The organism is Streptomyces sp. NPDC038280, assembly GCF_055600045.1.
The window spans coordinates 38,498-61,947 of record NZ_JBVJYZ010000024.1; the positions used below are offsets into that span (position 1 = coordinate 38,498).

19 protein-coding genes and 2 pseudogenes are annotated in these 23,450 nt (G+C 69.3%); 12 read left to right on the plus strand and 9 right to left on the minus strand.

The annotated features are described in order from the left end of the window. Nucleotides 1–188 precede the first annotated feature (188 nt). The 3 genes from ACZ7J0_RS31340 to ACZ7J0_RS31350 all read left to right on the plus strand — a co-directional run bounded on the left by ACZ7J0_RS31340 (nt 189) and on the right by ACZ7J0_RS31350 (nt 5,189). Entirely contained in the window at nt 189–2,414 is a 2,226-nt protein-coding gene (locus ACZ7J0_RS31340; protein ID WP_470893062.1) for an FG-GAP repeat domain-containing protein, read from the plus strand. 893 nt (nt 2,415–3,307) lie between these two features. Next, the gene (locus ACZ7J0_RS31345; protein WP_470893063.1) at nt 3,308–4,363 is read left to right on the plus strand and encodes a PP2C family protein-serine/threonine phosphatase; all 1,056 of its coding nucleotides are present in this window, start codon (nt 3,308–3,310) and stop codon (nt 4,361–4,363) included. Nucleotides 4,364–4,949: 586 nt separating this feature from the next. After that, nucleotides 4,950–5,189 carry a hypothetical protein gene (locus tag ACZ7J0_RS31350; protein ID WP_470893065.1) on the plus strand — a complete coding sequence of 80 codons (240 nt, stop codon included), beginning with the start codon at nt 4,950–4,952 and terminating at the stop codon, nt 5,187–5,189. A 698-nt stretch (nt 5,190–5,887) separates the two neighbouring features. On the opposite strand, the gene ACZ7J0_RS31355 is transcribed toward ACZ7J0_RS31350, so the two are convergent. Then, nucleotides 5,888–6,361 (minus strand): lamin tail domain-containing protein, encoded by a 474-nt coding sequence (locus ACZ7J0_RS31355; protein ID WP_470893067.1) that lies wholly within the window; start codon nt 6,359–6,361, stop codon nt 5,888–5,890. Between the two features lie 537 nt (nt 6,362–6,898). Here ACZ7J0_RS31355 and ACZ7J0_RS31360 point away from each other — a divergent pair. Then, the gene (locus ACZ7J0_RS31360; protein ID WP_470893069.1) at nt 6,899–7,129 is read left to right on the plus strand and encodes a hypothetical protein; all 231 of its coding nucleotides are present in this window, start codon (nt 6,899–6,901) and stop codon (nt 7,127–7,129) included. Between the two features lie 110 nt (nt 7,130–7,239). Here ACZ7J0_RS31360 and ACZ7J0_RS31365 read toward each other — a convergent pair whose 3' ends face one another. Next, nucleotides 7,240–7,719, minus strand: a complete 480-nt coding sequence (locus tag ACZ7J0_RS31365; RefSeq protein WP_470893071.1) for a hypothetical protein — start codon at nt 7,717–7,719, stop codon at nt 7,240–7,242. A gap of 774 nt (nt 7,720–8,493) precedes the next feature. Between ACZ7J0_RS31365 and ACZ7J0_RS31370 the strand changes: the two genes are divergently transcribed. Beyond that, on the plus strand, nt 8,494–8,871 hold the full coding sequence (locus tag ACZ7J0_RS31370) for a VOC family protein (protein ID WP_470893073.1): 378 nt from the start codon (nt 8,494–8,496) through the stop codon (nt 8,869–8,871). After that, entirely contained in the window at nt 8,868–9,743 is an 876-nt protein-coding gene (locus ACZ7J0_RS31375; protein ID WP_470893075.1) for a sigma-70 family RNA polymerase sigma factor, read from the plus strand. Before ACZ7J0_RS31370 ends, ACZ7J0_RS31375 begins: the two co-directional genes overlap by 4 nt. Nucleotides 9,744–9,960: 217 nt before the next feature. Here the strand turns inward: ACZ7J0_RS31375 and ACZ7J0_RS31380 are convergent, their stop codons facing one another. From ACZ7J0_RS31380 to ACZ7J0_RS31395, 4 genes are all read right to left on the minus strand, one after another. Further along, nucleotides 9,961–10,260: a hypothetical protein gene (locus ACZ7J0_RS31380; RefSeq protein WP_470893077.1), complete on the minus strand. Its 300-nt coding sequence runs from the start codon at nt 10,258–10,260 to the stop codon at nt 9,961–9,963. Nucleotides 10,261–10,322: 62 nt separating this feature from the next. Beyond that, entirely contained in the window at nt 10,323–11,555 is a 1,233-nt protein-coding gene (locus tag ACZ7J0_RS31385) for a hypothetical protein (RefSeq protein WP_470893079.1), read from the minus strand. A 122-nt stretch (nt 11,556–11,677) separates the two neighbouring features. Beyond that, nucleotides 11,678–12,187, minus strand: coding sequence for a SigE family RNA polymerase sigma factor (locus ACZ7J0_RS31390; protein ID WP_470893081.1), 510 nt, complete (start codon nt 12,185–12,187; stop codon nt 11,678–11,680). Between the two features lie 417 nt (nt 12,188–12,604). Next, complete coding sequence (locus tag ACZ7J0_RS31395) at nt 12,605–12,757, minus strand: hypothetical protein (RefSeq protein WP_470893083.1); 153 nt, start codon at nt 12,755–12,757, stop codon at nt 12,605–12,607. 164 nt (nt 12,758–12,921) lie between these two features. Here ACZ7J0_RS31395 and ACZ7J0_RS31400 point away from each other — a divergent pair, with 164 nt between their 5' ends. Then, nucleotides 12,922–14,316: an outer membrane protein assembly factor BamB family protein gene (locus ACZ7J0_RS31400; protein ID WP_470893085.1), complete on the plus strand. Its 1,395-nt coding sequence runs from the start codon at nt 12,922–12,924 to the stop codon at nt 14,314–14,316. Between the two features lie 135 nt (nt 14,317–14,451). Here the strand turns inward: ACZ7J0_RS31400 and ACZ7J0_RS31405 are convergent. Next, a pseudogene (locus ACZ7J0_RS31405) lies at nt 14,452–14,678 on the minus strand (cytidine deaminase); the annotation flags it as partial. A 272-nt stretch (nt 14,679–14,950) separates the two neighbouring features. Here ACZ7J0_RS31405 and ACZ7J0_RS31410 point away from each other — a divergent pair. Next, complete coding sequence (locus ACZ7J0_RS31410) at nt 14,951–15,337, plus strand: hypothetical protein (protein WP_470893087.1); 387 nt, start codon at nt 14,951–14,953, stop codon at nt 15,335–15,337. Nucleotides 15,338–16,208: 871 nt separating this feature from the next. Here the strand turns inward: ACZ7J0_RS31410 and ACZ7J0_RS31415 are convergent. Then, the gene (locus ACZ7J0_RS31415) at nt 16,209–17,075 is read right to left on the minus strand and encodes an alpha/beta fold hydrolase (protein ID WP_470893089.1); all 867 of its coding nucleotides are present in this window, start codon (nt 17,073–17,075) and stop codon (nt 16,209–16,211) included. A 287-nt stretch (nt 17,076–17,362) separates the two neighbouring features. Between ACZ7J0_RS31415 and ACZ7J0_RS31420 the strand changes: the two are divergent. The 4 genes and pseudogenes from ACZ7J0_RS31420 to ACZ7J0_RS31435 form a co-directional block, all read left to right on the plus strand. Further along, a pseudogene (locus ACZ7J0_RS31420) lies at nt 17,363–17,410 on the plus strand (hypothetical protein); the annotation flags it as partial. Between the two features lie 815 nt (nt 17,411–18,225). After that, nucleotides 18,226–18,429, plus strand: a complete 204-nt coding sequence (locus ACZ7J0_RS31425) for a type II toxin-antitoxin system prevent-host-death family antitoxin (RefSeq protein WP_470893091.1) — start codon at nt 18,226–18,228, stop codon at nt 18,427–18,429. 32 nt (nt 18,430–18,461) lie between these two features. After that, entirely contained in the window at nt 18,462–18,830 is a 369-nt protein-coding gene (locus ACZ7J0_RS31430) for a DUF6247 family protein (RefSeq protein ID WP_470893093.1), read from the plus strand. Continuing rightward, on the plus strand, nt 18,827–19,150 hold the full coding sequence (locus tag ACZ7J0_RS31435) for a hypothetical protein (protein ID WP_470893095.1): 324 nt from the start codon (nt 18,827–18,829) through the stop codon (nt 19,148–19,150). The genes ACZ7J0_RS31430 and ACZ7J0_RS31435 overlap by 4 nt, the downstream gene beginning before the upstream one ends. A gap of 240 nt (nt 19,151–19,390) precedes the next feature. Here the strand turns inward: ACZ7J0_RS31435 and ACZ7J0_RS31440 are convergent, their stop codons facing one another. Further along, a complete protein-coding gene (locus ACZ7J0_RS31440; RefSeq protein ID WP_470893097.1) occupies nt 19,391–22,576 on the minus strand; it encodes a hypothetical protein in 3,186 nt (1,061 codons plus the stop codon). Nucleotides 22,577–23,450 lie beyond the last annotated feature (874 nt).

The window sequence follows — 23,450 nt, forward strand, 5'->3', positions numbered from 1 at the left end:
CCAGGCGATGAGGGTTTGCGAGTGCTGGACGATCCTCCTGCACCGCGCGCTTCACCCCACGGTGACAGGCCCTCGCACGTCCTCTGAACGTGCTCACGCAGGCCTCTCGATCATGGTCGCCCCGCATGCCTGGCCCCTCAGCGCTGCTGTTACTGTCGCGCCCTTGTAAGAGGGGGAGGAACACTCTTTTGACGAACAACAGAAGAATCGTCACGGCGGCGGCGCTCGTCCCGGCCATGGCACTGGGAGCGGTCGGCGTGGGGGGCCTCGCCACGACCGTCCTGGCCACGGCGACCGTGGCGGCAGCGGCCCAGACGGGGCCGTGGAGCACGCCGGAGGTGCTGGCCGGGAAGGCGAATCAGAAGGTCGTCGTCCGGGACATGACGACGACGAGGGACGGCACCGTCGTTGCCCTCTGGCAGTTCGACGTCACCGCAACAAACGATCGGGAACTGTGGGTCGCCACCAGGCCTGCGAAGAGCATGGCGTGGAGCACCCCGACGCTGTTGGACACGACCTCGACCGCCGTCCGCGAAAGCCCCCGGCTGGAAGCGGGGGCGGATGGCAGAGTGACGGTGGCATGGATTCACGAGGCCACCACGGACCTTTCCCTGGTGAGATCCTCCACGCTGGCGAAGGGATCGACTGCGTGGCCCGCCCCGGTGGACGTCTCCGCCTCCCAGGGCCGCGTGTTCTCCTTCGACTTCGCGAGCAACGCAACCGGCAAGAGCGTGCTGGTGTGGCAGGCGGACTCCGCGCGGGTGTACTCGGCGCAGCGCACCGGTACCGGCGCCTGGTCGTCGCCCGAGCTCGTGACGGACGGGGCGGCCATGCCCCGGGTGGCCGTTGCGCCGGACGGCACGACGACGGTCGTGTGGGGCCGGGGATCCGATCTCGGCACGGCCGTGATGACCGCCGAGCGCGCACCTGACGCCTCCCAGTGGACCGCACCCCAGCCGGTCGGAACGCCCAACGAGGGCGGCACCCCGCACGTGGCCGTCGGAGCGGACGGCACCACCGTCGTGTCGTGGTTCCACCTCAAGGTCGGCGACGTCAACGACGTGGTGGACACCAAGATCGTCAACATGGTCCGTCCCGCCGGCAGCAAGACGTGGACCTCACCGACCGGGTGGCAGGTGGGCGACGCGGCCGGGCAGCTCCAAGAACCCCTGGTCGGACCGTTGGGCGAGGTCACGCTCGTGTGGAAGGAGTCTCCCGGCTCCGGGGCCGACTACCACCCGGCCGTCCGCACGGCGTCCCGTACCGCTGCAGGCGTCTGGTCGGCGGTGAAGACCCTGTCCACCGCGGATGCACCCACCGACGCGCTGGAGGACGGATACGACGTCGCCATCGGCGCCGACGGGACAGTACAGGTGGGATGGGCGCAGGTTGCCGGCGACGGCGGACTGCGGACCTTCCACACCTCCGCGCGCGTCAAGGGAACGTGGACCACCCCGGCTCTGCTGAGCACCGTTCCCGCCACGTACGCCGACGGCAGGGTTGCCGTCGGCCCCGACGGCAACGCGACCGCCATCTGGGCCCACGACAAGCAGGCGCCCACCACCGGCTACGCCACGGACAGGCAGTTGATGGCTGCCGGCACCGGCCTCACCTCCCCGACCCCGACGCCCACGCCGACGACTCCTGCCAAGCACCGCGACTACGTCGGCAGCGACGGCTTCCCCGACCTGTACGCGCAGAGCACCACCGGCGCGCTGACGGTCTACCAGGGCAATGCCAACAAGACCCTCTCCGCCAGGGTGAGCGGCGGTACCTGGCCGACCACGTCCACGCTGATCCCCTTCGGGGACCTGGACGGCGACGGCTGCAACGACACCCTTGTCACCACCAGTGCGGGCGAGCTGTACCGCTACCACCCCGTCTGCGGCACGCCGGTCACCCCGGCCGCGCCCCGTACCCGGATCGGCAGCAGTGGCTGGAACGGCTTCGACGCGCTCACGTACTCCGGCGACTTCAACGCCGACCGCGTCCCGGACCTGGTCGCCCGTCAGATCTCCACCGGGGACCTCTACCTGTTCGCGGGGACCAAGGCCGGCGGCCTCACCCGGGTCGGCAAGATCGGCAGCGGCTGGAAGTCGCTCACCATCGTCGGCACCGGCGATCTCAACGGCGACAAGCACGCCGACCTCGTTGCCCGTACCTCGACCGGCTACCTCTACCGCTACCTGGGCACGGGGCGCGGCACCATCGGTTCCGGCGTGAAGACCGGCTCGGGCTGGGGCGGCATGGTGAACATGGTCGGCATCGGCGACCTCACCGGCGACGGCAAGAACGACATCGTCGGCCGCACCACCGCCGGCGACCTCTACCGCTACGCCGGCACCGGCACCGGCACCATCGGCTCCGGCGTCAAGATCGGCACCGGCTGGAAGCCCTTCGCCACCATCAAGTAGAGCCGGCCGGAGAGCTCCGGGGGAGCCCGGTTGTGAGGTCATGAGGCCAAGGGGGACACGGAGGCGCACTCCGTGCCCCTGGGGCAGGGCCCCCCGTGTCGAGAGGCTCGGTCGCGAGGGCGACTCACGTACCGCACCAACAGCATCCAGGCAGCAAGGGCCCCGCCGGTCATCCGGCAGGGCAGCTCGGGCCGGCGGCATCCAGCCGGGACCGTTGGATTCACGTTCCAGTTCCAGGGGCTGTGGGAATCCGGGAACCCGGCGCTGTCAGTTCGGCCCCGGCCCACCCCGATCGCCACCGGCAGCCCGTACAGCGCCGGCTCCACCCCCGGGATCATCCGAGCCGGCTCCGCCGGACCGCGATCGAAGAACCGGACGCTGCCGGAGACGTCCGCCACCCCAGCAGACGGCGGCAGGGCCTGCACCGCCAGGGTGACAGCCGCCACCCCAGCAGACGGGGGCAGGGCCTGCACCGCCAGGGTGACAGCCGCCGCCAGGCCAATGCAGTAGCCGGTGGAGACCGGGATCCACGTCCACCGGGCAGCGCAGAGGGAGGATCGCGAACCGGCCCCCACGGCCTTGGACGCGGTCTGCCGGGCCGTGGCCGGCGTCAGCTCCACCGGGCCGCGTGGCGGACGAGCAGGTCGGTGACGGCGCTGGTCGTGCTGCCGGCCCACGGTGTCCCTAAGCCGGCGAAGGCTGATCAGTGACAGCAGACTTTCACCGACACGGGGGCGGGGCCAACGGGGCGCTCATCGACTGCGGAGCGGGAGGGGCAGGCAGACCCGACTCCGTTCGTCAGAGCGCTATGCCGTCGTTACCTGGATATTCTGGGAAGTGTGATCGAGTCCGTACGGCCGAGGCTGCGTCGACGCCCCGGCCCGGGAAGACTTGTGCGGCTGTCGCCGGTCATCCTGACCGTCGTCATCGCCAGCCTGGCATACACCACTCCGCCGGACATGGCCTTCAGCCGCCTCCTGCCCGCGGCGCCGGCCCTGGCCGCCGCCATGTGGCCGGTCCTTCCGACCGTCCTGCTCGGGACGGTCTGCCTCTTTCTCATGATCGGCCTCAGCCTCGTCTTCCCCGATCTGGGGACATGGTGGACGGCGGCGGGAATCATCGCGGTCACCGTGGCCGCCGCGTACGGAAGCCACGTCCGGCTCCAGCGGGAGCGCACCCTCTTCCAGGTACGGCTCGTCGCCGACGCGGCGCAACAGGTGGTGCTGAGCCCCATGCCACGCCGCTTCAAGAACGTCGAGATCGAGTCGCTGTACCTCGCGGCCGCGGCGGAAGCCCGCATCGGCGGTGACTTCTACGAGGTGGTCGACACGCCGTACGGGGTCAGGCTGCTCATCGGTGACGTACGCGGCAAGGGCCTGCCGGCAGTGGGGGCGGCCGCGGCGATCGTCAACGCCTTCCGGGAAGCGGCCTACGGCGAAAACGACCTGGTCAACGTCGCACGCCGGCTGGACGCCAGCAGCACCCGTTACAACGCCGCCTTTCCGCCCGAGGGGCCGATGGAGCGCTTCGCCACCGCCCTTCTCGTCCAGATCCCGCACGAGGGCAGACGCATCGACATCCTCAACTGCGGACACCCCCCACCGCTGCTCCTGAACCGCGGGAAACTCCGCCTCCTCGAGCCCGCCACCCCCGCCCCACTGCTCAGCCTCGCGGAACTGATCGGCGATCACTACCACGTCGACACCTTCGACTTCGCCCCCGCCGACCTGCTGCTCCTCTATACCGACGGGATCGCCGAAGCCCGCGCCCGCGACGGCGAGTTCTTCCCGCTGGCAGCATGGATGCGCCGACAGCCCCCGACACCGCCCCGCGAACTGCTCACGGCTCTTCACCGCGACCTCCTCCACTACAGCAGAGGACGCCTCGACGACGACGTCGCCGCCCTCGCCGTACGCCTGTGCGAGCCCGGAGGCAGGCAGTCCCAGTGAGCGGCCCGCACCACGCGCCCCCCGACGGCACCCGCGCACGGTTCACTGGCACAGAACACAGGGCGACAGCTCCCACCACAGCCGTACACGAACGAGAATCGAACGCGCATCGTCCGGACCACTCCGGCCAGGGCTTGCCCACCTGCGGTCACTGAGCGCCGTAGCCGGCCAGTGAACGCGACAGCCGAGCCGCGCTGAGCATTCAGCCGGCCGGGCAAGACGCCTCAGGCGTTGAGAGGGCCAGGCGATCGGAGGCAGTCCCGGAGCCTCACTGAAAGGGCCGTGTCGCAGCAGACTGAAGCGTCCTGGGCAAGATTTCGTGGCGCGGAGCGGCACACCCCCGGCGTCACCGGCCGGCGGGAGTGCCGGGGCCCGGCAGGGGCCAGGAGAGAGGGGCCGTCAAGGGTGCATCCGCAACACGGCCCCCACCTACCGGCGCTGTCCTCCCAACTGCCCCCCACCCGCCGCGACGACCACGTCCCCGACCTGATCGACACCCTGCGCGAAGTCCACGCCCCCGGCCCAACGCCCCGCGTCCTCGCCGACGTCCCTGATGGTTCGCCCCTTCGAGGCCCATGGTCGGACGGTGGTGGCGGATCTGCCGGTCGGCAGCGGCGGCGGCAAGAGCTCTGTGGGCACTCGGCTCACCGTCCGATACGAGGCGCACGATCCTCAGGTGGTGGCCCGTGAAGGCGATGTCGATGGCGGCGGGGCAACCGTGCTGGCCGTGATGTCGGGTGGGGCAGCCCTGTTCTTCCTTGTGATGTCGGTTACGACGGTGATCTTCATGGCGCGGCAGCGGCGCTCGACCCCCATACATGACTGAACTGTGAAGGCCGGGCAGCGGCAACCGGAAGAATGGGAGTTGGCGCCTTTCGATCCTCGGCGTCTTCCCGCGTCGCCATCGGCGACGCGAAGCGAAAGTGGAGTGACCGACGGGTCAGGGCCTCGCCGGCCGGACAAGTCGGCGGGAGCGTTGCGCCGAGGGAAGCAGATCGAGCAATTCCTCGGCGGCGAGCGATTCCTCGGCGGCCTCGAACACGAGGGCCGCCCAGCTCTTCGCTGGGTTGCCCTCGGCCCAGGCCGAGAGGGAAATGGCCGACAGCCAAGCCGCCTCGCCTGCGCAAAGGCTCACGAGGCGGACGCCCACCAGGCTTCGACCGAGCGCGGTACAAGAAACGCAACACCGTCGAGGGGGCCATCAGCAAGCTCGAACACGCCCGCGCTGTAGCCACCCGCCACGACACGGGCAGCCACGCCTTCCCAGGCACCGCAACGGCGGCAGCCCTCGCGATCTGGCTCGGCCGTACGTGCGACGTCAGCTCCCCAGCGCGCCTGGAGTCAACGCCAAGTCAGAGGCCTCAAGGAATGACGATGACTCCGCTGCCGCTGCCGTCGTCCCATGCGGTCAGGAGCTTTGAGAGGGGCCGGGCGGCTGAGGCTGCCCGGCCCACACACGGTTCACGGTCGGCCGGTGACCTGCGTCTGCTGGCGGGCAGGGGGTCGGATCACCGGGTGGTTGGGTTAGCGGCGGTGGTGGTGGTGGCGGCCCCAGGACTCGGTGTCGATGGTGCGGCCGCGGTCGTCGCGCAGGGTAGCGGTGTCGGAGTTGTCCCAGACGTAGTTGCGGCGGTCCTGGTAGAGGTCAGTGCGGGTGTCCCGGCCGATGCCGGTGTGGACGCGTACGGTGGCGTGGCCGGCGAGGCGCACCTCGCGGAAGCGGTAGCGGTTGCCGTCCGCGTCCTTGAGGGTCCAGCCATTCAGGTTCACGGCGCGGCGGCTGTTGTTGGTGATCTCGACCCACTCGCCGTTCAGTGACCAGTTGGAGCGGTTCTCGCGCCCGGGACTGTCGGCCTGCACGGCGCTGATCTCGACCCGCTGGTGGCGCTCGCGGTGGTTGCCGTCATGTGCGGAGGCCGGCACGGCGAAGGCCGAGACGACAGCGCCGGCGGCCAGGGCGGTCGCCGCGATACGGCGGGCGGTCGAAGAAGCAGACATAGGTGGTGTCCCCTTGTGAACAGCGCGTCATCAGCCGGTACAGCTGATGATGGGCGGTGCGGGTTCCCGGCACGGTGTGTGCCGAGGACGCCAACTCTGGAGCGCCGACGGGCCCGGTGACGGACCAAAATGTTCACGTTACCGATTACGGACATGTCCGTAACTGTCGCCTGTGTCGGGCATGCATATGCGTCGGCCGTGCCCCTGTCAGTCGGTGACCGCTACACCGACCCTTGAACGATCAACAGAAAGCCCTTGCTTGCTCCGGCACACTCCGGCTGCGCCACCCGGCGCGCCACCTCGGCGTCGGCCCTGGTCCGGGTAACAACGGTTCTGCACGTTTCTTCGCACACACGCTGCACCTTCGCTCACCACAGCGGCAAGAGAGAAACCTGCCCGCGAGGCGGATGCTGGCGGTAAACCCCCTCAGCGGCCTGGGCAAGGTGCGGCCGGCTTCCGGCTTGCTGGTGGGCGCACGTGCGGGACCTGGGCGGATGGCGTTCACCTCCCTCTTCGCGGATCCGCAGGAAAACGGACGTGCCGTTCCCCGCGACGCTGCTGGCGCGCATCGCGTACGCGGGACGCACGGTGAGTTCGGCGGGGTCGCGGCCGAGCCGCGTCATCTCCTCGTCGGTGAACAGCACCGGCAGTGCGGGGCATGCCCTTGATCCCGCGCGCGACGGCGAGGACGGCCTCGAACTGGGGCACACCCGGATGCGGGTGCTGATCTTCTCGGACAAGACCTCCCGCACCCTGCGGCAGCCGTGAGGGGGTCGAGCTGCCGGCCCACAGCGGCGGCCCGGCCTCAAGGGCTGTCCCGTAACTGCCGGTCGCTGGTGAGACGATCTTTCTGGCTGGTGTGATCACGTCGGTGACGATCACTCGATCCCGAGGGGCCCGATGCCCAAGTCCTCACGCATGAGGAGACGCATCTGCGCCATGGCCGTGCGCCGCCGCGCTATCAGGGGCGCTTCCTCGGCGGAGCCGACAGCCACCCCCCGGGCGTAGGCGTCGCGTATCGCACGCAGGCAGTGAAACGCCTCGTTCCCCGCCGCCACGACCTGCGGAGGGCCCACGAGCCAGAGGCGTTCACTCGCTGTAGGAAGGCCGGTGCCACGGACGGCTTCCCGTACGGCGGCGTCACGTGCCGACTCGGGCAGTCGATCGCCCAAGGCGATGGCCCGTATCTCCTCACCCGCGGCTTTGAGGGCGGAAGCGAACTCGGTGTACACCTCGCGCCGCACCTCCAGAGCGTGCCTGGACTCCTCCCGCTGCCACCGGGTGCGATCGGCAATCAGGGTGGCTGTGATGCCGATGACAGCACCGGTCAGTGTGGAGAGCAGGGGTATCCAGTCCATGTGCCGCAGTTTGTCCGAGCCAACACGCCCGCACCAGTGACTTCCCGCGGACGCAGGTACCGAAGTCCTTACCGGGTTCCGTCCCCGGGCGACCAGTCCCGGACAAAGCCAACGGGGCTATCAAGGTTCTGACCCGTGATCACACCAGCCACGGAGAAATCGTCTCACCAGCGACCGGCGGTTACGGGACAACCCTGGACCAGGTGGAGGCGCTCGCCGAATGACAGCCCTTGTCTTTGGCGCGGGCCCCTGATGCCCGCACGGATGCAGCCGGCCCGGACCGGCCTGCCCCGCACCCTCCCCTCTGGCCCCTGCCGGTACGGCACCTGCCCGCCGACTACGACTCCTTGAGCTCCTTCAGCCGGGCCGCGTAGACGGTGGCGATCCGCTCGGCTACCTCCGGATCGGCGGTCGCCGGCCGCGCCTGGTCGGCGAGCGCGGCCCGCCGGCCGGCCTTCAGCTCCCCGATCCGGTCCCTGGAGGAGTACCTGCGGCACGGCGGCCTCGCGGGGCCGGTTCGGCAAGGCCATGCCGCAGCAGATGCAGACCGCCCTCGCCGATGTCGCCCAGGCGCTCCTCCTGCCGCAAACCGTCGGCACAGCGGCCGGCCAGCTGGTCGCCTCCCTCACCAGAGCTCTACGCGTGTTGCCGAGTCACCCCGCATGCGCCCGGGACCCCTTCGGACGGACCGGTCCTGTTACCTTCTTCCCTCGGCATCCGTCAGAGGTGTGACGGCCGGACGGTCGTCACACCTCTGACTGAATCGAGAACCGGATGCTGACCAACATCATGTACGTGACGATCTACGTCACCGATCAGGACCGCGCGCTGGAGTTCTACACCGAGGGTCTCGGCCTGGAAAAGCGGATCGACTACCCCGGGCCCGAGGGACGTTTCCTCACCGTCGGCGTTGCCGACAGCCCGGTGCAGATCATCCTGTGGTCGCAGGCGGCAGGCGCGGGACAGCCGGCCGGCGGGCCCGGTCCGCTGATCCTCGAATCCGACGATCTGCGAAAGGATTTCGAGATCATGCGCCGGCGCGGCGTCACCTTCGACGAGCCCGAACCCCAGGACTATCCCTTCGGGCTCCGCATCGAGGCGGTGGACCCGGACGGCAACCGGGTCTCGCTCCGGCAGCCGCGCACGCCGTGACCGCCCACCCGCCCGGCCTCGTGACCGAGGCGTTCGAAGCCCAGCGCGACCGGCTGCGCGCCGTCGCATACCGCGTGCTGGGCTCGCACGCTGACGCCGAGGACGTGGTCCAGGAAGCCTGGATGCGCCTCGTCCGCCAGGACGAGGCGACCATCGGCAATCTGGCAGGCTGGCTGACCACCGTGGTCGGCCGAATCAGCTTGGACCTTCTGAGATCCCGCCGGGCCCACCCCGAAATCGCCTACGAGCAAGAGTTCGCGAACCTCGTGGTGATACCCGACGACGGCCTCGCGCCGGACGAGCAGGTGGCGCTGGCCGATTCGATCGGTCTCGCCCTGCTGATCGTGCTCGACTCGCTCACCCCGAGCGAACGCCTGGCGTTCGTCCTGCACGACATGTTCGCGGTCCCGTTCCAGGAAATCGGCCAGATCCTGGGCAGATCCACCGACGCCACCAAGATGGTCGCCAGCCGTGCCCGCCGCAAGGTCCACGCCACAAACCGGCCGGCGGGCCCCGGCCGCGAGCACCGAGAGGCCGTCCAGGCATTCGGGGCCGCCGCCCTCAGCGGCGACTTCGAAGCGCTCCTGCGTGTCCTCGACCCGAACGTCAAGCTGACCGTCGACACCGCCGACGGCGTGGTCGTCACCCTCGGCGCCACCAAGGTCGCCGCCGGCGCCCGCATGTTCTCCGGCGAGGTCGCCCGCCAACGACCCGTGCTGGTCAACGGCAGCCCGGGCCACATGTCCTGGAGCCCCGACGGAAGCCCTCTCTCCCTCATCGCCTTCACCGTCACCGAAGGCCGGATCACCGGCATCCACATCGTCGTCGACCCGGCCAAACTCGCCTCGATCCATCTGCCCACCCCGAACTAGCCGGCGTCGTCAGGGTCTGCCACGTGTATGTGCACGTCATCCCGGCCCACCGAGCCCGACGAGCAGGCGGCTCGGATGCGGGGTCGGTCCTCGGCGGAGCCAACTCACCTCGTCGAGGCATCGGGTGGCCGCGTATACGGAGGGTTCGGCGCGGGGGCAGGTGGATCCGGTGGGTGCGCCGCCCGCCCCCGCCTTCTTCAGGGGCGGGCCGCTCCCCTCACTTGCTGTGGCGATGTTCAGGGTTGATGGCGGCCTGGGCAGGGCGGAGCAGGACGGCATAGGTGGCGAGGTTCATGCCGAAGAACGGCTGGCTGTCCGGCAGAACGAAGTAGACCGTCCCCTCGAAGCCGCGGGTGTTGTCGTTGTTGATGCGCGTCTCGCCGAGCTCGCGGAGAGCGTGACGGATGATGCCGCTGCCGTTGAGGAGCCCGGTGGGCAGGGCACCCCACCTGAGGTGGCCGTTGGCGTTCGCGTCGGGGTCGCTACCGGCCCGCGATGCGCCGGGCCGCGTTTGCACCGCACGTCGTGACGTGCCGCATCGCACGTCCGTGACGGGCTGTCTCGCCCGCTTCGCCTACGTCACGAGCTGAGCCACTTCTCGCTGAGGGCGATGGCCTTCAGCTGCTCCATGGTGAGCGCGGGCTCGGCGCGGGTGGCGCTCTCGTGCTGGGCACCGCTGTTGAACGCGGAGACGACGACCCGCAGGCCGCTGGGACGCAGGGTGTCGACCGTCCACCAGACCACCCCCGCGGCCCCCTTCTCGCCAGGCTTCTTCTCCAGCTTCACCTTGGTGCCGTCGGGAAGCGTCGTGATGTCACCGCCGCCGAAGAGGTCCGCCGCGACGTCCTCCATTCCGGGCTGCACATTGATCTGGATCATGCTCTTTCCCCTGCCGTCGTCCACGACGGCATAGGCCCAGTCGTCCTTGCCGCCCTGCGCGGTCACCGACAGCCGCCGCGGCAACAGCGAACGCAGCGTCGACTGCACGGCCTTGCCCGACGGCACCTGGCGAGGCCGGCCCGCCGAGCCGGGCGCGGTCGTGTGGTCGGGCTCCGGCGTCCGCGGCAGCCGGGCCAGCAGGGGACGCCAGTCCGCCGCGGTGACCAGCGACTTCAACTGCGCGAGGGTGAAGGGGGGCGTCTCGCGGGTGACCTCCGCGTCCTTCTCCGCCGCCGCGTTGTGCTCGGAGGCGTCGAGGAGGAAGCCGCCCTTGGTGATCAGTACCGCGCGCCAGGTCTTGGTGCCTCCGGTCCGGTGGGGGTACTCGTACCCCTTGATCATCATCAGCCGGGAGCCGTCGGCCAGCTTCTCGCTGGTGCAGCCGTCGTGCCGGACGAGGACCGTGTCCGGGCAGGTGATGTGGGCCTCGCCGTGCGAGGGTTCGTCGTCCGGGAGTCGGTTCAGGCCGACGGCGACGGCAGCCCGGCCGTGGCCGTCGTCGTAGATCCCGGAGACGTGCCGGCCCGTGCTCTGGGACTCGTCGATGCTCCACGCCCCCTTGGGGGTGTTCTTGACCAGCGCCTTGACCAGGTCCTTGCCGGAAGCCAATGCCTGCCCCTGCGCGGTCTCCACAGGCTTCGGACCGGCTGCCCCGGAGCCCCGACCGCCGCCCCACAGGCCACCACCGTAAGCACCCCCGGCCCCGACGATCGCGAGAGCCAGCACACTGCCGGTCACGGCGGCGGCCCGCCGCCGTGCGAGTCGCCGCCGGCCCCGGGACAGACCGCCGTCGACGAGACCGCGACCGTCGTTCGTGTCGAAGCTGTCGCCGGTGCGGTGCAGCGCGTCGCCAAGTTCATCTTCGAAGGGCATGCCGAATCAACTCCGGTCTGTTGAGGCTGGTCTGGTTGCGTGCTGTGCGTGCTGTGCGTGCCGAGTGCTGCGTACTGACCGTGGCGTCCGTGGCGTCCGTGGCGTCCGTGGCGTCCGTGGTGTCAGCGAGCGGCGAAGGCGGTGAGGCTGCCGCCGAGCAGCTCTCTGAGCCGGGCGAGCGCGCGGGTCGATCTGGTGCGTACGGCCGCCGAGCTGACCCGCATGGCGTCCGCGGTCTCCTCGATGCTGCGGTCCTCCCAGTACCGCAGCACCACCACCGCCCGGTCCTTCGGCGCCAGTCGGGCCAGCGCGTCAAGGAGCGCCACCCGCAGCGCCAGGTCGTCCCCCGCCGTGGGGGTGGTGTCGGGGAGTTCCCCGACGGGCCGCTCGGTGGCGCTGCGCCTGCGGCGATGGCTGAGGAAGGTCCGTACGAGGACGGTCTGCGCGTACGCGGCGGGATTGTCGATCCTCGAGATGCGCCCCCACACCGCGTACATGCGGCCGAGTGTGTCCTGGACGAGGTCCTCCGCGAGGTGGGTGTCGCCGCTGGTCAGTAGGCAGGCGGAACGGAAGAGATGCCCCGTTCGTGCCGCCGCGAACTCCACGAACCCGTCCGTACGGGACGCCCGCATGCCCTCCCCCTCGCCGTTCTCGAACAGACCGCCGCGCTCGCGGCCACACCCTTTTGACGCGATGGCCCGCGGAGAATGTTTCACGCGGCGACCGCGAGATTTCCGGACGTACGGCGACACCACCCGACGCCGCCAGACCGGATCGCGACAGAAGGGCACGCGACGGGCACCCAGGCCGGCGCGAAGATCATCGGACCCCCGGCCCCGAGTGGTCGGGGCATGCGAAGCCCCGGGCGATCGCGGCCGCCGGCACGCCAGGAGCTCAGCGGCGGCTCTTCAGCACCCGGTCCAGGGACCAGTGTCGCCGTGAGATGGCGGGGGAGGGAGTCGCGGTGCGGAGCGCGGTGGACGCGGGCGGCGGCGAGGACGCAGGTGGTCATCGTCAGCACGTTGGGGACTGTAGATGAGGGCGACCCGTCAACTGAACGAGTGGAGGCGGGAGTCGAAGACACCCTGTACCGCATAGCCCACCAGGAAGCTCAGCAGCGTCAGCGCCACGAGGCCGAGAGCCCACGAGCGGATCAGTGGGAAGAACCACTTGGGGCGTCCCTGGAACCCCCTTGTCTGCATGTGATGTGCTGGCGGCGAGGCCTGGTTGCTGCGCGTGCCGTACATCTTGTGCCTCTCTCCTTCCTCGGGGCCGCACACGCCTATCCCCGTCGATCGTGTGGCGATCTGGTCTCCGCCGGGCGCGAGGGGAAGCCCGGAAGTCGCTGGACGCGAAAGGTGAAGCAATGAGCGCACGAGGTCACGCCGGACGACAGGGTCGGCACGTCGGCCGCCGAGCAGTGCTCGGGGCCGGGGCCGTGGGCGTCGGAGCCTTTGCGGCGTGGAAGGTCTTCGGCGGCGAGGAGGACGCGGGCATTGCGGCGCCGCCCGAGCGGCAGCCCACCTGGACGTACGCGATGAACGGCGCTGCCGCCGGGGTGACTTGGCTGAGCAGTGCGGGCAGCTCTCTCTATGTCACCTCACACGGCCTGCTGTCCGTGCACGCCGTGAACGCCGGGAGCGGACGCGAGCGGTGGGTGGCCGAGGTGACCGGCGGCACGCAGGCGAACGCGGTGCTCGGGCCTGTCACCGTCGCCGAGGGAACCGTGTATGCCGCGGCCAGGGGCGGGCACGTCAACGCCTTCACGGACGACGACGGCAGCCGGCGCTGGGCGAGTGCGCCGCTGGGCGGCGGTTCCCCTGCGGCGCCTGTGGTGATCGGCTCCACGGTGTGCGTGCTGATGACGACGGAGAAGGCGGCGGACGAGGCCGGTTCCACCCGCACCATGGCCGAGGGTGTGCTGTGCGGGCTGGCTACGGAGACGGGGCGCGTCAAGTGGCGGACCGGGGGGAACCGGCTGCTGCTCGGGGACCCCTCCCGCGGTCAGGTGATCGCGCAGACCCGGGGCGGCGAACGGATCGTCGCACTCGACGCGGATTCGGGGAACGAGCGCTGGGCGCTGCCGAAGCAGGACAGCGTGGTGCTGGCGACGGATACGAAGCTGATGTACGCGACCGGGTCGGGGAAGGCCAACGAACTGGCCGCGTACGACCTTTCCACCGGGGAGCGTCGCTGGACGTCCCCCGCGCCCCCGAAGGAGAGCGCAGAGGGCCCGGGTGCGCGGATCACCCTCTCCGCCGACGGGCGTACGGTCTACGCCTGCGAGGGCGGGACCGGGGCCGTGTACTCCTACGACGCCGCGACCGGCGACCGGCGCTGGCGCGCCACGGTCGATTCGCCGGTGACTCCCGAAGCCGCGTCGGGCGCATCCGCCGTCTTTGTGGCTACGAGTGAGGGTTACCGGGGCGCGCACTCCGTGGACTCGGGCTTCCAGAACCCCTTCTCCGACGGGAGGAAGGAACCCGGCGGCTACGTCACCGCAAGAGCCGCATCCGATGGCAAGCGCCTCTGGCGTACGCTGTCCAACGGCTGCTCCTCCGCCCCGCTGTTGACGGTCAGTCAGTCCGTCCTGGTGGCCCACTCCTCGGAGTTGTGGGCCTACGACGCCCGTACGGGAGCGGCACTGTGGCGCGTGAAGGGCGAGCCGGGTGCGGATGGAGTCCCCCTGGTCACCGGCAGCAGCCTGTACGTGCTCACGGATGCGGGGGTCAGCGCGGTTTCGGCTTCGGCTTCGGCGTGAGGCCCTCCGCACCAGGGTGGTAAGTCCGGTTGTGCGATGGAGAGTTGGGCACGCGGGCCCATGCGTGGGCTGACGTCGCTCCGTACGCTTCTCGAACACCCACTGCCTTCTCGCCCTTGCTTATTTCTGGCGTTGTCAGCTCGTGCCGAGTGGTTCGGTTTGCTCAGTGTCGAGCTGGTGGTCGGCCCAGATGTAGCTTTCGGGAAGCAGGTCGGTGATGGAGACGGTCCGGAGCCGGTCGTCGGCCCCGACGATGACCTTCAGGGCCGGGAAGTAGTCGAGAAGGGCCTGACGGCACCGTCCGCACGGGGGAACGCCCCCCGGTCGCGGTCGCCCACGGCGACGATCATGTCCAGCGTGTGCTGCTCGGGGTCGTACTGCGGCCGCACCACGCAAGGGGTGGCAGACGGGGCTTGAGTGAGTGTCAGGTCCATCATGCCTGTTCAAAGGCGGTTTCGGTAGGACGCAGGGCACGTCCGTTCGGTCTTGTGGCAGCTGGTACCGCGCGCCAGACTCGTCGTCATCCACTCTCCGGCCAACCTGTCGGCAACCTTTTCTCGGTTGTCGGCGTGTTCGCCGTGCTGTTTCGCCGTGTGACGTGCACCGGCCGGGGGTGGCGGGACGAAGGGGATCGATGGATCAGGACATGGTTGTGCTGGCGAGGGTCAGGCTGCTCAGTGCCAACCGGCGGGTGGTGCGGGGTGCCGAGGGGCTGTGGATCTACCGCCTTCTGGCACAGGTCGAGCCGGAGGCGTACGGGTCGAAGCTGGCGTACGTCCTGGTGGAGGCGAGCGCGTCACCCCTGGTGCGGGAGTTGCCTGAGCGACGGTTGGCCCTGTTGGACGAGGCCGTGGAGGTGGCGAAGGCCCTCGGTACGTCGAACCCCTACCGGGCGAAGATGCTGGCGAGGGCCCTGGCCGCCAGGCAGCGGGAATTGGAGGGCCGCCCGGCGGAGCCGCTCGCCTCCGATGGCCGGGAGCATCGGGCGGCCCTTCAGGAAGAGCCGCAAGAACGGGCATGACCCGGTGGGTGTCGGGCGTTGACTGCCTGGACGGTGAAGAAGGGGAGGGCCCAGCCCCGCTGTCTGGATGGAGCGGCGCCTGATTCCTCGGATGTACCGCCCGGAGCGTGGTCCTTCGACCACGGTCGGGGCCCACGCTCCCGGTGCCTGGCACGGGCTACGGGCCGTCCTCACCTATCGGCAGGTACGGTTCGATCAACGTCCGTTGCTCGTCGAGTCCTGTGGCGCGGCTTCCGCCGTCCTGGAAGTACATCTCTTTGAGTCCTTCGGCGATGATCTAGTGCCGAGAACGATCCCGTCGACGCCGTACGCGCAGCCGTCACCGCCCAGGACAGCGAACGGGCCGTGCGGAAACCTCGGCTCGGCTGCCGGCTGCGCCGCCGTCACCTCGGCCGGACGACGCGATGCCGCGGCCGGCCGGGTGGTCCAGCCCGACCTGATCATCCCCACCGGCAAGCGCATGGGCCGGGCGCCCAGCGTCGCGAGCATCTACCGCGCGCTCGCCGAGTGCGAGAGGGAAGAGGCGTACCCCGAGGCCGTCGCCCAGGCGCACCCCGACTTCGGCGTCCTCCAGGACGCTGCCGACGCCCCCGCCCCGTCCGGCCCGCATCCTCACGCCGGACACCGAGTTGTAGTGAGGTTCTCAGCGCCCCAAGATCACCCCGTGGCGGGTTTCTGGCGTATCTGGGTCATGTCCCCGACGGCCCAACCGGGACTACAAGATCAAGTACTGGCGGCTTCTGGGCTCACCTCGGCGCTACCCCCAAGGAGACCCGCTGCCGGGCCTGTTGACGACATGGAGAGCGATAGGAGTGCCCGCTATGTAGGTCCGGGTCCCGGGTGGCCGGCAGACAAGGCACTCGGACGCCGGCTACCCCACGGCGGCGTCGGAGCCCTGCTGGCCCGGACTGTCCAGCAAGGTGGACAGGTATTCGGGGCGCTCTTCGACTACGAGGTGTCCGGCGTCGGAGACCACACCCAGCTCAGCGCCGAGTGTGCCGCGCACTGCCGGGCTGAGCCGCCGCGGAGGGAGAAAGACGTCGTGCTCCCCAGTGACGACCAGGCGGGGAATTGACCGCGCGGGCAGGATGGCAGCGCCGGGCGCCCCGCTGGATCGCGAGTGCCGGGCGACCAGCGTCATCCAAGTCACCAATTCCTCACGGGGTGGATGGCCAGGCGCGAGCATGACGCGCAGGAGCCGGGCGCTGTGCGCCGGTGCGGGCCGCAGGAGCCAGGCGGCCGAGGCGGCCAGCACAGTGGGGGTCAACCTCAGCCTGGTCAGTCCACCAGGGGAAACCAGGACGAGCCGGTCGATCCGGGGGGAGTCGCTGGACAGGGCAATGGTGGCACCGAAGGAGTGGCCCATCACCGCTACCGGCTCGGATGAGATCTTCTCGATCACCTCGCTCAGCCACGCCCCGTACCAGGACAACCGGCCGCCGGAGAGACCACGTTCGCCAGAACTGAGACCGGGCTGGCCCGGGACGTCCACCAGAAGGACCCGGTAGCCGGTGGCGACCAGGGCCGTGGCCAGCGGCAGGGACGCGGCGGCGTTGAAGTTGGTGCCCGGGACGAACACCACCGTTGTCGCGCCGGAGCCCGCGAGGACCACGTGGGTCTGTGCGCCCTTGGCGGTCACCGTCTTCCGTTCGTGCGGCACGGGCCATGCTTCGAGCTGGTCGATGCACCACCGTCGGATGAGCTCCTTGCCCGTCGTACTGCGGTAGATCGAGTCCACTGGTCGAGTATCGCGCCTCGTCCCGGGCCGTGACGTGGGAAGGATTGCACGGGTTGGGCAAGTTGTGGCACCAGCCTGGGCCCGTGCGGCCTGTTCCCATCCCCTGCCCTGTCCGGCATCTCTCGTTCACACTCGGCGAGTTGCTCGAAGAACTGGCCCCGAAGCGGGAAGCGGCCCGAGAGCCGGCGCTCCACGAGCGCCGCGGCGGGGACCGGCGGCGGGCCGCCGGCGCGGGGCCCAAGCAGCGGCTGGTATTCGTGGATCGGCTCCTGGTCACCCTGGTGCACATGCGGCTGGGGCTACCGCACGCGGCGCTGGCCCAGCTGTACGGGGTGGACCGCTCCACCGTGTCCGGAGCGATCCGCGAGGTCCGCCCACTGCCGGCCGCTCGCGGCTTCGCCGTCCCCGGCCGTCCAGGTGTGCGGCTGTGCACGCTGGAGGACCTGTTCGCCTACGCCGACGCGGAAGGCGTTGAACTGCGGATCGACGGGACCGAGGTGCAGGTCCGCCGTCCGCGCGCGGGCCGCCCCGCCCGCAAAGCGTTCGTATCCGGCAAGAAGAAGCAGAACACCAGATCAAGACGACCACCTTCAGCGACGGCCAGGGCCGCACCGCTGTTCAGCGGAGCCGCTCGGCCGGGCCGGATGCGCGACCTAACCGCCGTGCGCACCGAGGGCATCGCCGAGCAGTTCCGCTGGCACCCGAAGGTGAAGGCCGAGGTCGACGAGGGCTACCGGGGCCTGCCAACGAGTTCCCCGTCCAGGCCGGCGCCCCGCCGAAGAAACCGAAGGACGATGAGCCGCTGGGCGAGCACCACGTCTGGCGCGAACAGCGGCGGCTCCAGTCCTCCCGCCGGATCTGTGTGGAGCACACCAGTTCAAGCAGTGGCCACTGCAACGGTTCACCGGCCGCCACGAGACCTACGCCGAGACCCACCTCGCGATCACGGCCTGGTCTCCGACCGCTCCGCCCGCCGGGCGACCCGCCGCAAGACCAGCACCGAACTGGTGCTCGCCCGGCAGGCCGCCTGCTCATCACCCACCAGCCGACCGACCAGGTCGGCACGCCACGATCTCAATCGCTCCCAGGCCGTAAGTGTTTCCGGGCAGCCCAACTATGGCAACTGTCATAGTTGGTGTAGGTTGGGGGGATGGAGACGAAGACGTACACGACGATCGACCTGCGCAAGGGGATGGGCGAGATCCTCGATCGCACCCGGATCGCGGGTGAGGCCGCCGCGATCACCCGTAAGGGCAAGACTGTCGCCTACCTGGTGCCTGCTGAGTGGTTCGAACAGTTCCAGCAGATGGCGGCGCGCTCGTCGGGCTCCGAGGCTGAACGGGACGCGGCCTAAAGGGCCGGGTCGCAGATCAGGAGTCTTCTGTCATGACTGCCCAGCCCGTGCACTTCGACGGCCCTGGTGGTGACCGGCCCCGCCGGGTGCCGCCGATGCCCGAACGCACCCCCCAGGCTCTGCGCCTGGCCATTCAGGAACACGCCCCGCATCTGCTGCCGGACTTCGAGGCTCACTGGCGCCGCGCGATCGGCGACGCCTTCAACCTCACCCCGGTACCGGCCTTTATGCGCCTTTGGTGGACCCAGTACGCCATCGCCCGCGATCCCGGCCTGGAAGCACATCTACGTGACCTCGAAGCCCGCGCTGCGAAGTCCGAGGACCCCGAAGAGTCCGCCCGGCTTCTGGCCGAGTACAGCAGGCTGCGCCGTCAGGCGGCCACCGTGGAGCCCGGCCTGTGACCGATGAGCTCCCACGCCCGCCCTGGAAGATGGACTGGACGGCAGAGGCGCTCCAGGAATTCGAGCACATGCCCGAGGACGGAAAGCAGCTGGTTCTGGCTGCCCGCGCCGAGCTGATCACAGCCCCAGACCCCTACTACCGGGGCATCGACGCCGACGTGTCCCTGCCGCACTGGATCACCGTCCGCCCGCTCGCCTCGACCAGTCCAGGCGGCCTGCACATCGCCGACCTCGCCGGCGGTCGCGGCTGGCTCATCTTCACCTTCATCCGCCGCCACATCGATCCCCAGATCACCGTCACCGACGCCTTCTGGGCCTGACCAGGGGTTCACACGGGCACTGATCGAAGTGATTGCTCGGCAATCAGGGCTCTGGGCCACGGAGCCATTACCACCTGGCACCGTGGCGGCGGTGGACGGTGACCGCCCCGGCCGTCGCCAAGGCTGGAACCGCGGGCGCCGTCCGTCGGACGGGACGGGGCTGGGGCGGCGGGGTGTACAGCGGCGGCCCTCCCCGGGGTGTGTTCGGGGAGGGCCGCCGTGTCTTGTGGTTGCGGGGGGTCAGTAGATGTTGGTGATGGAGGTGGCCCAGCCGGATGTGCCGACGAGTTTGGGCAGGCGGTTGGCGCCGCCGGCGGCCCAGCCTGGGTAGAAGAGGAGGCAGCCGTTGGGGCAGGTGATTGTTTTGGTGGCGCCCAGGTCGTCGGCGTAGGTGACGGTGCGGCTGTCGGCGGGTGTGGTGGCCCAGATGTCGCCGTATCCTTCGCCGGCGGTGGGTACCAACTCGCTGTAGACCAAGGGCTCGTTGGGGTTGTCGGGGTTGGTGACGCTTCGGGGTTCGACCTTGGCCTGAATGTTGCCGGGTGAGGTGAGGCGGGGCCTGTTGGCGCTGTCCCAGCCGCTGGTGCCGTAGACGGTGTAGGGCTTGAAGGAGTAGGCGTCGTTGACGATTTCGCCGGCGAAGAGGAGCAACTGGCCCATGTTGGGGTTGCGTCCGACGATGTCGGCGATGCCGTCTCCCGTCAGGTCACCGACGGAGAGGTTGGTGTAGGAGGCCCAGCCGCTGAAGCCGATCTTGGTGCGGCCGCTCAAGTTGAACAGGGCGCTCTGGTCAGGTGTTTTGTCGCCGTCGAGGATATTTCCGCTGTAGAGCCACACTTCGGCGTTGGAGCAGGTGTCGTCGGTGCATTCGATGGTGACCAGGTCGTTGCCGGGCTTGCCGTCGATGTTTCCGGCGGAGACGATCTGCTTCAGACGGTTCCAGTCCTTCTCATTGTCATAGGGGTGCTTGATTTCCCGGCGGCTGTCGACCATGGGGACGCCGAGTCCGTTGCTCGGGTAGAGCCAGAGCTTGTTGTCGGGAAGGCGGACGAGGTAGTCCTCGTAGCCATCCGGTAGGAAGGTGGGGTCGACGAAGTTGGCGAAGTCGCCGCGGTGGGTGACCAGGGCGCCGTTCCATCCGCCGTCGCCGATCTGCTTGCCGGTGGAGCCGATTTTTCCGGTGCCGTCGCCCGCGTACAGCAGGAGCTTGGCCGCGGAGGTGGTGGCGACGAGGTCGGCGTAGCCGTCGCCGGTCACGTCGCCGGGGATGTCGTGCCGGTATCCGGGGGATCCCGGGTCGGTGCCCGGGCCATAGACGAAGCCAGGCGTCGTTGTCAGCAGGTCGACGGTGTCGAGGCCTCCGTCGATGGGGGAATGGTTGCCTGCGTCGTCGTAGGCGACGACGTGCAGCTTGCTGAGGGGTCTTCCGGTGGGGGCGACGGTGATGGTCGCCGTGTTGCTTGTTGCGTCGGCGTCGACCCAGGTGCCCCTGTAGCAGCGGGTGCTGGACGTCGACAGCTGGTAGTCCATGGTGTAGCAGAACCCGGCGAGGTCGCTCGCCGTGTGGTGCAGCGTGAGATCGGCTGGCTCGCGGGCAGGGAATGTCACCGCGTCGCTGGGCAATTTCTGCCCCTTCGTCGCGCTCACGGTGACAGGCGTGTCGGGCCCGACGCGGTCGACGTTGAAGGCGCAGGCGCCGGTGACGGCGCTTGCTGTGCCTTCCTGGTCCTTCGCCTGGACCGTCCAGGAATATGTTCCGTTGGCCAGCTGGGAGTGCGGCATGGTGACCGAAGCGGTCTGGCCGGAGGCGACCGTGTCCAGCGAGGGATTTGAGCCGAAGGATACGACGGTGCCACTGGAGTTGCGGACGGTGAAGTAGGCGCCGACGTTGCCGCCGTCCTTGTCGGTGACCTTGGCGGTCAGGGCGAGACCGTTGTTGCCGATCACGCCGCCGCAGGCGACCTGCTTGTTGCCGTCGCCGCCAGGAGCCCAGGTTCCTTCGAAGGCGGCGGAGGTGTCGACGGTCGGCTTGTAGTTGTAGTCGATCTCCAGGACCGGGTTGTTGCGGAACCTTTTGAAGCTGTCCACGTCGCCCTCGTGGCTGGCGTCGGCGCGCATGCCGAAGGTGAGGTATCCGAGGTTGTTGTTCGCTGCCATCTGCACGTAGCTGGTCAGGGCCGCGCTTTGGTAGTCATGGCCCTGGACACCGGGGCAGTAGGTGGGGTTGCCGTGGGCGTAGGCGTCGGCGTCCAGCTTGCTGTTCCAGAACGAGGTGGTGTTCTGGCTGTTCCATGTGGGGGCGGTGTTGATGCTGTCGGTCGCCCACAGCTCCGTGAGCCCTGCGGCGGATGCGTCGCAGCCCCAGGAGTGGGTCTCCTCGACCGCGAACGTGGCGTGGATGATGGTCGAGCCTTCCAGCCCGGTTGTGTTCATGGCGAAGAAGGAGCGGGTCTTGCCCGTGCCGTTGTAGCCGACGCGCGGCTCGTCCGGCGGGTTGTCCGAGTGCCAGCCGGATCCATTCACGTAGGACTCGCTGGGGAAGGTGGAATACACCACGGCCCATCGCTCCCGGTACCCGCCGGTGAACGGCGGATCCACGATCAGCGGGAACTGGTCCGCCGACGCCAGAAGCTCCGGGTCCGGCGTCAGGGTAAGCGTGCTGCCGGAAACGTCGGCGCCCACCACAGCGGTCTGCGGCTGCTCAGCCGTCTCCTCTTCCCCCACCGCCCTCATTGCGCTCATCTGGGGAGCAAGGCCTGACGCAGTGTCGGGTGTGGCGGGCTGCTCCCACATCTTGGGCTGCGGCGCGCTGAAGACGATGTTGCCGGCCGCGTCCTTGGCGAGCAGGTTGTCGCCGGCATCGTCATCGACGGTGACACCCTCGGTGTGGATGCCGAACTTGATGCTCTTCAGGGCCGGGTTCGCCGCTGCCTCGGCGGTGTGGATGACCAGGTGTTCGGCGAAGCCGTCCACCTCGGCGATCACCTTCAGGTCGACACCGGGAAGCACCGAGTGGTAGAGCGCGGTGTTCTTCTCAAGGACCGGCTCCGGCAGGGACGCCGGCCAGGTCAGCGAAAGCTTCTTGCCGCCCTTGTCCATGGTCGCCAGCGGCGTGGTTCCGCCGCCGGAGAAGGTGATGCCGAACGAAGGGGACAGGGGCGCGATACTGCCGTCGGCCCGCTTGGCGAGCGTCGGATCGGTCCTGCGCCACACGCCCTCCAGCTTCGACCACACGGGCGTGGTGTAGGAGCGGCGCGTCGTGGTCCCGTCCGGATTCGCAAAAACCTCGAGGGTCTCCTCACGCCGGTCGATCATTTCCACCCGCTGACCGGTCCTCGCCGCCTCCGCGTAAGCAGTGGCCTCCGGACGCGCCTGCGCCGCAACCGTGTTGCTCTCCGCGGCAACGGCCGGTACGGAGGTCGGCAAAGTGGCTATTGCCGAGAGGGGAAGGCTGAGAGCCAGGAGCGCCGCAATCCGGCGCGGTCTTCGATTCCGCGTGAGACCGGGGATTTTCATGGGGATTCCTTTCCGGGGCCGGCCTGCGCCATCTCCGAGCCGCAGACTACGTACAGCGCCCGCCCCAACATCACCGGTGACTCTATCCACCCGGCCCCTGCGGTGACTTCACCCGCCCTATTCCTACCAACCCCCTTGGAGAAAGCCACCAGCATGACGGTTCTGGCCTCCCCGGGGGAGAGAACCGGCCCTCCGGAGTGGCCGGTTCGCCACGCCACGGACACGGATGGCGCGATGTAATGCCTGATGAGAGGAGGTAAGGGGGGCGATCGATCCCCACATGTGAGGTTTTGGTGCCCAAGGTGACGGCCTGTTGCCGGCATTGGCCAGCAAGTAGTTGCCGCGCAGCTGGTTGATGCTGTTGGATGCGGGAGTTCTTCTTGTTCAGTGCTTCCTCGGGGTGGGGTTTCTTGATGTCGTTCCGCCGTGGCTTTGCCATGCCCTTTTACGCTCGGCCCGGCAGACAGTCGGGACGGCGTCTGCGTATGGGCATTTCCGGGGCGATATCGATGGCGCTCAGTGTTTCTCTGCTGTCCGCGCCCGCCTGGGCAGCCACCACAGGCGAATTCAAGCCCCCCGCTGTTCCGAAGACGAAGTCAGTCGAGGGCAAGGACCTGCCTCAGCCGAGAGCCCGTTTCGTGAAGCGGAACTCGGCCGGCTGGAAGCCGGCTCCGGTGACCTGGCCGACAGCAGGACAGGCCGATCTGACACTGCCCGACTCCCCATCCCGTTCGACTTCCGCGGAGATCGGGGGACTGCCCCTGAGGCTCACCCCCGCCGCCCC